This window comes from Nocardia cyriacigeorgica, assembly GCF_010868145.1.
In the GTDB taxonomy this organism is placed as follows: domain Bacteria; phylum Actinomycetota; class Actinomycetes; order Mycobacteriales; family Mycobacteriaceae; genus Nocardia; species Nocardia cyriacigeorgica_D.
In genome coordinates this window covers 78,572-90,254 of the sequence record NZ_JAAGUY010000023.1, presented here as the reverse complement: position 1 = coordinate 90,254, position 11,683 = coordinate 78,572, and the positions used below count along the sequence as shown (strand labels likewise).

Genomic DNA, 11,683 nt, shown 5'->3' with positions numbered 1-11,683 from the left:
GGAAGACGGTGTTGTCGATGACGGGGATGTCGGGGTGGATGACGGCGTGGCGTCCGCCGTCGCCCCATGGATGCGCATCAGCGAAGCCGTCGACTACCTCCGCGCGGTAGCCCCCCGCACCGCCATCCCCATCCACTTCGGCATCATCGCCCCCGAAGCCCAAGGCATCTACTTCGGCCGCCTCGCCGAAATGGGCCCGCCCGATACCGAATTCCGCGTCGTCCAACCGGAGGATTCCGCCGACCTGTGAACCGATCGGACCGCAATCCGGTCACACGTCCGGACCCGACCGGCTTACCGGGTATATGACGAGAGGAACAGCGCCTCGGCGAGGGCGAGGTGTTCGATCTCGGTGGGGTCGACGCTTTCGTTGGGGGCGTGGATGAGGCACTGGGGTTCTTCCACGCCGAGCAGCATGATCTCGGCGTCGGGGTAAGTGTCGGCGAAGACGTTGCAGAGGGGAATCGATCCGCCCTGGCCCTGGGTGGTGGCGGGGCGGCCGTAGGCAGTGGCGAGGGCCGATTCCATGGCGGCGCGGGCGGGTCCGCCGCGGCCGGAGCGAAACGGCGCGCCCGTGGATTCGAGCTCGATACCGAGTTTCGCCTGCCACGGCGTATGGGATTTCAGGTGCGCGACCAAGGCCTCGTGAGCCTTGTCAGGGTCGGTGCCGGGCGGAATACGCAGGTTGAGGCGGGCACGGGCAATCGGCTGCACCGCGGCCGACGAACCGACGACCTTGGGGGCGTCGATGCCGAGAACGGTGAGTGCCGGGCGGGCCCACAGCATGTCGGCGACGGTACCGTCGCCGAGCAAACCGACACCGGAGAGCAGGCCGGCATCAGTGCGGAACTGATCCTCGGGATACTGCACACCGGACCAGGTTTCGTTATTGGCGAGACCGTCGACGGTGGTGTTGCCGTGTTCGTCGCGCAGCGAATCCAACAGCTTGATCATCGCCGCGAGCGCATCGGGGGCGGGACCACCGAACATGCCCGAATGCACCGGCCCCGCAAGGGTTTCCACGGTTATCACCACATTGACGTTGCCGCGCAATGTTTCGGTGAACGTCGGCACGCCCACCGCGAAGTTCCCGCTGTCGCACACCAGGATGGCGTCGGCCCGCAGCAGATCCGGATTCGCCTCGACGAAACGCTCCAGACCGCCGGTTCCCTGTTCCTCCGACCCCTCGGCGACCAGCGTGACGCCCACCGGCAGGTCGGTCCCCAGCGCCCGCAGCGCCGTCAGGTGCATGACGATATTGCCCTTGCAGTCGGCCGCGCCGCGCCCGAACCAGCGGCCGTCCTTCTCGGTGAGTTCCCACACCGGGGTCCGCCAGGCGGCGTCGTCGAGCGGCGGTTGCACGTCGTAATGGCAGTACAGCAGCACCGTCGGTGCGCCCGGCGGAGCGGGCCGGGAGGCGATGACGGCCTTACTGCCGTCGGGCGTTTCGTGGAGTCCGACCCGGGTGAGCCCGACCGCGGCGAACGCGTCCGCTACCCAATGCGCCGTGCGTTCGCATTCCTCGGGCGGGAACTGGCGCGGGTCGGCCACCGATTTCAGCGCGACCAACTGCGCGAGGTCGGCCCGCGCCTGCGGCATCTGCTCGGCGACCCGTTTGCGCAGGTCGGTTATGCGTGTGTCGTCGGCGGTCATGGCACCTTCACTTCGTCGTATCGTCGAACTTCATGTTCCCCACCTGATTCAGATAGTCATCGAGCCGCTCCGGGCAATAGGTGGCGATCACCAACTCCACCGCGCGCACCATATCGCTCGAACCGATCACCGGCCGCTCGCCCGGACCGCCCGACCCGGTGGTGATCGACTGCTGATATCGAGCTTTGATGAGCGCCGAGGACGGGTCCTGGCACACGATCCCGCCGTCGCGGCCCAGCGAGTTCGCGATGACTTGCGGGTCGGGCGCGGGTAGGCCCGCGGCTACCAGCTGGTCATGTAGTTGCCCGGCCAGCACATCGGCCTGATGGTCGTCACGGATGCGGTCGAACTGCGCGAGACCGAAGAGTGCGAACGTGCACAGCAGCACGATCGCGGTGACGTAGATGATGCGCCGCTTGCGATCGGGTGCGTCGCCCGTCGTCATGCTGTGTCCCTTCTGGCATGACCGGGGCGCCCTCCGTGGTGACGCAAGCTGCCGCCTCCGGGCGCTGACCCGCTCATGCCGTCACCTCCGGCGCCGCGATCTTCCAGCTCTCCCGCCGGAATCGATAGAACAGATACGGAATCAGCAGACCGACGATGCCGAGCCCACCACCGACGACCAGCACATAGACGAGGGTGTTACCGCCACCGAACTGTGAGGGTGGCACGAACCCGATGACGAACGCCGCCACCGAGGACGCCGCGCCCAGCCCGCACAACCCGACCAGCACGGGCGCCCGATATCCGCGCGGATGATCGGGTTGGTTGCGGCGCAACCGGACCGCCGCCGCGAACATCAGCACATACATGATCAGATACACCTGCGTGGTGATGACCGACAGAATCCAGTAGGCGCTGGAAACATTCGGAATGAATGCGTAGAGCAGCGCGATCAGCGTGGTGAACACACCCTGCGCGACGAGCATGTTCTGTTGCACGCCATGGGCATTCGTCTTGGTCAGGACCGGCGGTAGGTAGCCCTCGGAACGCCCGATCAGCAGCAGCCCCTTCGACGGGCCGGCGAGCCAGGTGAGCATGCCACCCAACGCGGCAGCGACCAGCGCGATACCGACGATCGGTGTCAGGAAGTCGATTCCGAAATGCCCGAAGAATCCGTCGAAGGCCTGCATCACACCGGCGGTCAGGCTCAGGTTCGCGGCGGGCACCACCCAGCTGATCGCCAGGGCGGGCAGGATGAATATCAGCAGGACCAGACCCGCGGCCATGAACATCGCCTTGGGGAACTCCCGACCGGGATTGCGCAGGCTGGACACGTGCACCGCGTTCATCTCCATGCCCGCATAGCTGAGGAAATTGTTCACGATCAGCACCAGGCTGGCCAACCCGGCCCAAGCGGGGAGCAGATGATCGCCGTCCATCGGCGCGGCGGACGGGTTGCCCTGCGCCAGGAATACCATCCCCAACAGCACCAGGACGGTGCCGGGGATCAATGTTCCGATCACCAGCCCCATACTCGACAGCCCCGCCACCGTTTTGGTTCCCTGCGAGGAGATATACACGCCCGCCCAGTAGACGGTGATGATGACGATCGCGACATACACACCGTTCGCCGCAAGCGCAGGATTGATGATGTAGGCGAAAGTGCTTGCCACGTAGGCCAATAGGCTCGGGTAATAGAAGATCGTCATGGCGAACTGGCACCACACGGCCAGGAACCCGAGCGGTTTCGACAGGCCCTCACCGACCCACCGGTACACCCCGCCCTGCCAGCCCGACGCCAGTTCCGCCGCCACCAGCGAGGTCGGTAGCAGGAACAGCAGCGCGGGAACGAGATAGAGGAATACGCACGCCAGGCCGTAGACGGCCATCGTGGGCGCCGACCGCAAACTGGCCACCGAACTGGTGGTCATCAGCGCCAAGGTCACCCAGGAGATGTACTTGGTGGCGGTGTCGCTCTTGGTGGTCGCGGTCATCGCTCCCTCCTGCCTGCTCGGTCCTGCCCGATCCAGCAATCCAGAAGCGGCCGACATCACGCCGCCGTGACCACTGTGGCATGAAACCGTGAGGCCATCGCGTGAATTCGGGCTATTGACGCGCAACCATCACCCAAATCGTGACCACGCGCCCCACACAGGTAGACGCCGCCGCCCCTCGATCGCCGAACCGGGGCGGCGGCGCCTCATGCCGCCCGCGCCGCGGTGAACGGTTCCCAGCGATACACGTCGCTGACCGCACCGTGATAGAGGGCGAGGTCGACGGCGTCGAGCATGGCCTGCCGCGGACCGGAACGCCCCAGCTGAGCACCTGAAACGGCCAGGCGCAGCACACCACCGCGGCGCGCGGTGCGGGCCGCGCCCATGACCAGCGCGCGACACCACCACGGTTCGGCGCGGAAACCCTCACCGATCCCGTACACCCTGGATTTCTGCGCGATATCGCGTTCCAGGTCGAGCATGGTGGTCAGGCCTAGCGCGAGCCGGAAACCCGTCTGCGGCAGGGCCGCGAGCGCACCCGCCGACGCATCCCACCGGGGTGCGGCGAACAACCGGGTACGCAGCCCGACCTGCTCGAGCACCCGGTCGGCGGCGGTCAGCCGCAGCAACGCCTCATGCTTGGGCAGGGTCGCGAATTCCGCGCGCCTGCGCTTGGTGGCGGCCTGGTCGTAGCCGTGCAGGACGATGGCATCGCCCTCGGCCCGTCTGCCGCGCAGCCATGACTGCGTGGCCGGGTCGTTCACCAGCCGGTATTTCCCCTTCAACCGGGGCGCCACCAGCAGCGACAGCCGCACGTCACGCCGATCCATTTCCGCGGCGAACTCGATCGCCGCGTCCCGGGTGGTGTCCCGGATACCGGAAACCGACACGATCAGCTCAGCGTTCATGAACCTACGGTGCCAGCCGCAGATGTATTCGACGTGCTGTCCGGATGACCGCCTGACGAACTCCCTACCTGGTCATTCGGCCAATCCAACGGTGTCGAGCACCCATGCGTACTCGAACGCCACTTCCTTCCACTTCTCATAGCGACCGCTGACGCCGCCGTGCCCGGCGCTCATCTCGGTCTTGAGCAGCAGGGGGGAATCGCCGGTTTTGGTGGCACGCAGCTTGGCCACCCATTTGGCCGGCTCCACATAGAGCACACGAGTGTCGTTGATGCTGGTGATCGCCAGAATGGCCGGGTAGTCCTTGGCTTCGACATTCTCATAGGGCGAATAGGACTTCATGTAGTCGTACACGTCTTTGTCCGCCAGCGGATTGCCCCATTCGTCCCATTCGATGACCGTCAGCGGCAAGGACGGGTCGAGGATCGAGGTCAACGGGTCGACGAATGGCACATTTGCGAGGATCCCTGCGAACAGCTCCGGCGCCAGGTTCGCCACCGCACCCACCAGCAGACCGCCCGCGCTGCCGCCGTCGGCGATCATGCGATCTGCGGCGGTGGTGCCGTTGTCGATCAGTTGACGGGCACAGGCCACGAAATCGGTGAAGGTGTTCTTCTTGGTGAGCGTCTTACCGTTCTCGTACCAGAGCCTGCCCATCTCACCGCCGCCACGCACATGCGCGACCGCGAACACCATGCCCCGATCCAGCAGCGACAGCCGCGACACCGAGAACGACGGGTCCATGCTGGCCTCGTAGGACCCGTACCCGTAGAGCAGCAGCGGCTTCGGCGCGGTGATGTCGAGATCCTTGCGCTTGATCACCGAGATCGGGATGCGGGTGCCGTCCTCGGCGACAGCCCAGTCCCGGTGCTGCTCATAGTCGTTGGGGTCGTATCCGCCGAGCACCGGCTGCTCTTTGCGCAGCAGCAGGTCACCGGTAGCTGGCACGTAGTCGAACACCTGCATCGGCGTGATGAAGGAGGTGACGCCCAGACGCAGCGTCGGCTGCGTCCATTCCGGGCTGGCTCCGACACCGGCGGCGAACAGTTCCAGCCCGAAGTCGAGTTCGCGCAGTTCGCCATAGCCGGCCGGGCCGAGCGGCCAAACCGCGACGCGGGTCAGCGCCTCGCGCCGGTAGCTGAGCACCAGATGCCCGGCGAAGGCGTCGACGTCCTCCAGCCGCACATCGTCGCGGTGGTCGATGAGCACGGTCATCTCCGCCGGATCGGCCACCGGGGCCTCGGCGAGGACGAAGTTCTCCGCCTTCGTGCCCGCGCCGGGCCGACCTTCGGCGATGACGTCGTTGTGCAGGATCAGGAACCGGTCCTGGCCCGCCACCACAGCATGCTCGGCGGCGTACTCGACACCTTCGCGTCGCGGCAACAGCACCCGGAATTCACCCTCCGGGTTATCGGACTCCAGCACCCAGCCTTCGGTGGTGATCTTGGATCCGACCCAGATCATCAGGTACTTCTCGGAGCGGGTCGCTCCGACACTCACCCAGTACCGCTCGTCCGGCTCATGGAAGACGTTCACATCCGCGTCGGTCCCGGTGCCGAGGCGGTGGCGCCAGACGGTATCGGGACGCCAGGATTCGTCGACGGTCTGATAGAAGACGTGCGTCCCGTCCAGCGACCAGGTGGCGCCCGGCGCGGTGCGCGGGATCTCGTCGCCGAGCAGCTCGCCGGTACGCAGATCCTTGATGCGCAGGGTGTAGCGTTCGTCACCCGCGGTGTCGACCGAGTAGGCGAGCAGGTTGCCGTCGTAGCTGAGCGAGAACGCGCCGAGGGCGAAGAAGTCGTGGCCTTCGGCGAGGGCATTGCTGTCCAGCAGGACCTGCTCGCCCTGGATCTCGGTGTCGACGTCGAGCTGCGGCGGGGTCCACGCGTCGATGCCCGTGGCATCGGCATCGATCGGGCAGCGGCAGTGCACGCCGTACTGTTTGCCCTCGAAGCTGCGCGAGTAGTACCAGTAGTCGCCGACGCGGGTGGGCACCGACAGGTCGGTCTCCAGCGTCCTCGCCTTGATCTCGTCGAAGATCTTGTCCCGCAGCGGGCGCAGGTGAGCGGTCCGTGACTCGGTGTAGGCGTTCTCCGCCTCCAGGTAGGCGATGACCTCGGGGCTTTCCTTGTCCCGCAGCCACTCGTATTCGTCGACGAAGACATCATCGTGGTGCACCCGCTCGAGGGGCACCGTCTTGGCGATCGGCGCCGTCACCGTCTGGTCGTCGGTTGTCGATCCGCTACCACTGTCGAGAGCCATGCGCACCACCGTAGCCGGGGCTGCCGGTGCACCGCCCGCCCGGATTCGGCCGCGGCCCGGCGCCGAGCCGGGATCAGGCGCCCAGCGCAGGTCCGATGGTCGACCAGGAGGCGTGCAGTGTGTCCTGCCAGTACGACCAGGAATGAGTGCCGACGGGGCTGTAGTCGATCCGGGCCGGAATGCCCGCGGCGCGCAACCGCTGCTCGAAGGCGACGGTGCACAGGTTGACGCCGAGCTCGACCGGACCGCCGAGGAAGATGTTCTCCGCCAGCTGCGGCTTGATCTCGGCCTCGTGTGGGCCGGGGATACCGGTGCCGGTGGACAGGTAGAGGGTCTTGCCGCGCAACCGCTCCAGCATCAACGAGGGATCGTGCGCGGCCCAGGCGGGGCTGCCCGGCGGGCCCCACATGTTGAGCGGGTTGCCGCCGCGATTGGCGACCGAGAACATCACCGCACCCTGCGCCATCGCGGTGTCGGGGCAGGCGCTGTACCCGGCGACGGCGCGATACAGCGCGGGATGGCGGGCCGCCAGGATGTAGGCCGCATTGCCGCCCATGGACAGACCGCCGATGCCGTTGACCCCGTTGCCGTTGAACTGTGCGTCGATGATCGGCGGCAGTTCCTGGGTCAGGAAGGTCTCCCATTTGTACCGGCCGAAGCGGGGGTCGTCGTGAATCCAGTCGGTGTAGTAGCTGGCCTGGCCGCCGATCGGGAGCACAACGTTCACATTGCGGCCGGAGAAGAAGCGTTCGGCGTCGGTGGCATTGGTCCAGGTGCTCTGGCCGACACCGGGGTCGAGCCCGTCGAGCAGGTAGTACGAGGCCCGCGATCCGCCGCCGGCGGGGTGCAGCACCTGCACCTGGATGGTGCGGCCCATTGCGGTGGATTCGACGAATATCGCCGATCGGGTGGGGCTCAGCTCGTCGACGCGGACCAGGCGGGCCGCCGACGCCGGCGTGGGCGACACCACCGCCGGGCCGATCAGTGCTGCCGCGAACGCCAGCACCACGGCAGCAATTCTTGCTCTACGCACTTCCCCTCCTGCATCAGCGCATGACAATGGCCCTCTAACCTAACCCAGGCGCGAGTTGTCGGCGGTCATTTGAAGATTCGGCGTTTCGGCAGCAAACTGCCCGGTACGTAACCGCTTTCACGTCTGTCACATGACGTGCGGGGTCAGCGGTTCAACGCACCCCGGATGGACCCCGCGAGGTAATCCAGATCCGCCCGATGCGGAGTCGTGGGCCTCGCCTTCAGCCCGAAACCGTCGCCGACCGTGCGCGGGATGACGTGCAGATGGACATGAAACACCTCTTGACCTGCGGTAACCCCATCGGCCATGAAGAAGTTCACCCCCTCGCACCCCACCTCGCTCGTCCGCAGCGCGGCGGCGAGCTTCTGCGCGACCTGGAACAGCTTGCCGCCGATCTTTGGATCGAGTTCTGCCAAGCTGCGCGCGGCGACCTTGGGCACCACCAGCAGATGCCCGGGTGTGAGCGGCCGGATATCCATGAACGCGAGGACGTCGTCGTCCTCGTAGACGCGGCTGGCCGGTTCCCTGCCGGCGATGATGTCGGCGAAGATCGTGTACGGATTCACCCGCTCACTATCGCTGCGATCCGGCTCCGAAATCCACCGCGGCCGCCCTCAGCCGAAACGGCGCCCATCGGCGCGGCACCCACACAGGGCATCCCGCACCAACCGCTCGAGCGATATCTATCCGATCTCAGAGAATCAGAGAATCGGCGATGGCGTGTAGCGAGCGGCCTCGGGGTACGCGGCGACCAGCTTGTCCACCTGCGCCACCACGTCACCGACCTGCGCGCCGGCGGCGCCGATGAACGCCGACTTATCGGCCAGCGCGGCGTCGAGCGCATCCCGGTCCAACGGCAGCCGCGAGTCGGCGGCCAGGCGGTCGAGCAGATCGGGCTCACGTCCCTGCTCACGCATCGCCAGCGCGACGGCCACAGCGTGCTCCTTGATGACCTCGTGCGCGGTCTCGCGGCCTACACCGGTGCGCACGGCCGCCATCAGGATGCGGGTGGTGGCGAGGAACGGCAGATAGCGGTCCAGTTCGCGGGAGATGACGGCCGGATAGGCGCCGAACTCGGCCAGCACCGTCAGGAAGGTTTCCATCATGCCGTCGATGGCGAAGAAGGCGTCCGGCAGCGCGACGCGGCGCACGACCGAGCAGAACACATCGCCCTCGTTCCACTGTGCGCCCGCCAGTTCGGCGGACATCGACGCGTATCCGCGCAGCACCACCTGCAGGCCGTTGACGCGCTCGCAGGAACGGGTGTTCATCTTGTGCGGCATGGCCGAGGAGCCCACCTGCCCGGGCTGGAAGCCCTCGGTGACCAGCTCGTGGCCCGCCATCAGCCGGATGGTGTGCGCGAACGACGACGGCCCCGCACCCACCTGCACCAGCGCCGACAGCACATCGTGGTCCAGCGAGCGCGGGTACACCTGGCCGACACTGGTCAGCACATTGGCGAAGCCGAGATGGCGCGCCACCTGCTGTTCCAGGGTGGCCAGCTTGGCGGAATCGCCGCCGAGCAGGTCGAGCATGTCCTGGGCGGTGCCCATCGGGCCCTTGATTCCGCGCAGCGGGTAGCGGTCGATCAGTTCGCGCAACCGGGCCAGCGCGATGAGCAGCTCGTCGGCGGCGGAGGCGAAACGTTTGCCGAGGGTGGTGGCCTGGGCTGCGACATTGTGCGAACGGCCCGCCATCACCAGGACCTGGTATTCGGCGGCGCGTTCGGCCAACCGGGCGGCGATCGCGACGCCGTGGGCGTGCACATGCTCGAGCGAGAGCCGGATCTGCAGCTGTTCGACGTTCTCGGTGAGGTCGCGGCTGGTCATGCCCTTGTGCACGTGCTCATGGCCGGCGAGGGCGTTGAACTCCTCGATCCTGGCCTTCACATCGTGGCGGGTGACACGCTCGCGTTCGGCGATGGAGGCCAGGTTCACCTGGTCGATGACGCGCTCGTAGTCGGCGACAACGCCGTCGGGCACGTCGATGCCGAGCTCGGCCTGCGCCCGCAGCACCTCCAGCCACAGCCGCCGCTCGAGCACGATCTTGTTCTCGGGGGACCACAGATGCACCAGCTCGGGGCTGGCGTATCGGGTGGCTAGGACGTTCGGGACGAGGCTCACGTCCGGTCAGTCTAGTGCTCGGAACCTGTCGACCTGCTGCGGCGTCGCGGGAGCGACGATGTCGATCACTTCCAGCAGTGCGCCGCGGGCCATCCGCCGCGGCTGCGGGTCGCGTTCGGACAATGCCGCGACCACCGCACCGTCGACCACGGCGACCAGTCTGCGCAGCTGCTCCTGCCGAACCACCCGATCCGAGCGGCGCAATACGTCGGCCAGCAGATCATCGAGTTGCGCACGTAGTCGCTGTTGCACCTCGCGTAGCTCGGGGTGGCGGGCCGAAGCGACCGTGCGCTCGTAGCGGGCGATCAATTGTCCGCGCGCGTCCTCGTCCTGGCCGTCGGTACCGATCAGCAGGTCCAGGACCAGCTCGACGGTGGCTTCGGCGCCGCGGCGGCGGTGGCTCACCTCGCCGATCCGGCGGCGCATCGCGTCCAGCTCCGCATTGCCGCTGAACTCGACCGCGCGAGCGATCAGATCCTCCAGCGATTCGAAGTAGTACGTCGTTGACGCCAGCGGTAACTCGGCCCGTGTCGCGACAGAGCGGTGCCTTACCGCATCGAACCCACCTTCGAGTAGGAGCTCGGCAGCAGCCGCTACCAGAGCTTGGCGACGCCGTTCGCCTTTCGGGGTCGTCGCGGTTATCACCGTGCCATCGTGCCAGTCATCATCAGTTCATCCGTGCGGAATCGGAAGGAATTAGCAGCCACCGATGTTTTTACCGCATCCGCGCGGCGATGGGGTCGTACTGTGCAAAGTTGTTGCCTGACACTATGTTCGACCGCCTGGTTAGTGCTCAGCGGCGCAGGAAGCGATCGAGACGCGATAGCGCGGCTTCGATGTCGGCGGTCGCCCCCGCGAAGGAGAAGCGCACCGTGTGGTTCCCGGCGACGGTATCGAAATCGAGTCCGGGTGCCAGCGCGACACCGGTGTGCTCGAGCACCTCGGCGCACCAGGCACGGGAATCGCTGGTGAGGTGGGCGATATCGGCGTAGGCGTAGAAAGCGCCGTCGGCCGGTGCCAGATCGGTGACGCCCAGTTCGGCGAGGCCGTCCAGCAGCAGTTTCCGGTTCGTGGCGTAGCGGCGGACATGGCCGTCGAGCTCGGCTTTGGACTCCGCGCCGAATGCGTGCAGCGCCGCGTATTGCGAGATGGCAGGCGGGCAGACCGTCATATTCGAGGCCAGACGTTGCAGCGCGGGGCGCATCCCGGTCGGGGCGAGCATCCAGCCGAGCCGCCAGCCGGTCATCGAGAAATACTTCGACACCGAGCCGATCACCACGGCCTCGCGCGAGGTCTCCCAGGCCGATGCGGTGCGCTCCCCGCCGTAGGTGATGCCGTGGTAGATCTCGTCGGAGATCAGCAGGGTGCCGTTGGCGTCGCACCAGCGGGCGACGGCGGCGAGCTCATCGGGGTCGATCATGGTGCCGGTCGGATTGGCCGGACTGGCCACGACCAAGCCCTTCGGCGGTTCCGGCAGGGCGTCGAGCATGGCGACGGTGGGTTGGAAGCGGGTTTCGGCGCCGCAGTCGAGCTCGACCACCCGGCAACCGAGTGCGGTCAGGGTGTTGCGGTAGGCCGGGTAGCCGGGGCGGGCCACCACCACGGTGTCGCCGGGGTCGAAGGCGGCAAGGAAGATGAGGGTGAATGCGCCGGAGGAGCCGGTCGTCACCACCACGTCGTCGGGGTCGACGGGATAGCCGTAGGTGTCGCTGTGGTGTGCGGCGATCGCAACCTTGGTCGCACGCAATACCGGCGCCGGCGCGGGCG

At 66.9% G+C, this 11,683-nt stretch carries 10 protein-coding genes and 1 pseudogene; 1 reads left to right on the top strand and 10 read right to left on the bottom strand.

What is annotated here, in order from left to right; all coding sequences use genetic code 11:
- Nucleotides 1-250, top strand: a pseudogene (locus GV792_RS22695) (hypothetical protein); the annotation flags it as partial.
- A 44-nt stretch (nucleotides 251-294) separates the two neighbouring features.
- Here the strand turns inward: GV792_RS22695 and GV792_RS22690 are convergent.
- The 10 genes from GV792_RS22690 to GV792_RS22645 all read right to left on the bottom strand — a co-directional run.
- Nucleotides 295-1,653: a dipeptidase gene (locus GV792_RS22690; protein ID WP_163826297.1), complete on the bottom strand. Its 1,359-nt coding sequence runs from the start codon at nucleotides 1,651-1,653 to the stop codon at nucleotides 295-297.
- A 7-nt stretch (nucleotides 1,654-1,660) separates the two neighbouring features.
- On the bottom strand, nucleotides 1,661-2,098 hold the full coding sequence (locus GV792_RS22685; RefSeq protein WP_163826296.1) for a hypothetical protein: 438 nt from the start codon (nucleotides 2,096-2,098) through the stop codon (nucleotides 1,661-1,663).
- Nucleotides 2,099-2,171: 73 nt separating this feature from the next.
- Nucleotides 2,172-3,590 carry an APC family permease gene (locus tag GV792_RS22680; protein ID WP_163826295.1) on the bottom strand — a complete coding sequence of 473 codons (1,419 nt, stop codon included), beginning with the start codon at nucleotides 3,588-3,590 and terminating at the stop codon, nucleotides 2,172-2,174.
- A 206-nt stretch (nucleotides 3,591-3,796) separates the two neighbouring features.
- Complete coding sequence (locus GV792_RS22675) at nucleotides 3,797-4,498, bottom strand: DUF2334 domain-containing protein (protein WP_163826294.1); 702 nt, start codon at nucleotides 4,496-4,498, stop codon at nucleotides 3,797-3,799.
- A gap of 72 nt (nucleotides 4,499-4,570) precedes the next feature.
- Nucleotides 4,571-6,760: a S9 family peptidase gene (locus tag GV792_RS22670; protein ID WP_163826293.1), complete on the bottom strand. Its 2,190-nt coding sequence runs from the start codon at nucleotides 6,758-6,760 to the stop codon at nucleotides 4,571-4,573.
- Between the two features lie 73 nt (nucleotides 6,761-6,833).
- Nucleotides 6,834-7,793 (bottom strand): alpha/beta hydrolase, encoded by a 960-nt coding sequence (locus GV792_RS22665; protein WP_163826292.1) that lies wholly within the window; start codon nucleotides 7,791-7,793, stop codon nucleotides 6,834-6,836.
- Between the two features lie 143 nt (nucleotides 7,794-7,936).
- Nucleotides 7,937-8,359 carry an HIT family protein gene (locus GV792_RS22660; RefSeq protein ID WP_163826291.1) on the bottom strand — a complete coding sequence of 141 codons (423 nt, stop codon included), beginning with the start codon at nucleotides 8,357-8,359 and terminating at the stop codon, nucleotides 7,937-7,939.
- A gap of 135 nt (nucleotides 8,360-8,494) precedes the next feature.
- Nucleotides 8,495-9,916, bottom strand: a complete 1,422-nt coding sequence (purB, locus tag GV792_RS22655; RefSeq protein ID WP_163826290.1) for an adenylosuccinate lyase — start codon at nucleotides 9,914-9,916, stop codon at nucleotides 8,495-8,497.
- 6 nt (nucleotides 9,917-9,922) lie between these two features.
- Nucleotides 9,923-10,561: a TetR/AcrR family transcriptional regulator gene (locus tag GV792_RS22650; RefSeq protein ID WP_163826289.1), complete on the bottom strand. Its 639-nt coding sequence runs from the start codon at nucleotides 10,559-10,561 to the stop codon at nucleotides 9,923-9,925.
- A 148-nt stretch (nucleotides 10,562-10,709) separates the two neighbouring features.
- The coding region (locus GV792_RS22645; protein WP_256673870.1) for an aminotransferase class I/II-fold pyridoxal phosphate-dependent enzyme at nucleotides 10,710-11,683 on the bottom strand (974 nt) is incomplete at its 5' end.

Coding starts and splice junctions, on each gene's coding strand:
- GV792_RS22690 (WP_163826297.1), bottom strand. CDS start 1,653: ATGACCGCCGACGACACACGCATAACCGACCTGCGCAAACGGGTCGCC.
- GV792_RS22685 (WP_163826296.1), bottom strand. CDS start 2,098: ATGACGACGGGCGACGCACCCGATCGCAAGCGGCGCATCATCTACGTC.
- GV792_RS22680 (WP_163826295.1), bottom strand. CDS start 3,590: ATGACCGCGACCACCAAGAGCGACACCGCCACCAAGTACATCTCCTGG.
- GV792_RS22675 (WP_163826294.1), bottom strand. CDS start 4,498: ATGAACGCTGAGCTGATCGTGTCGGTTTCCGGTATCCGGGACACCACC.
- GV792_RS22670 (WP_163826293.1), bottom strand. CDS start 6,760: ATGGCTCTCGACAGTGGTAGCGGATCGACAACCGACGACCAGACGGTG.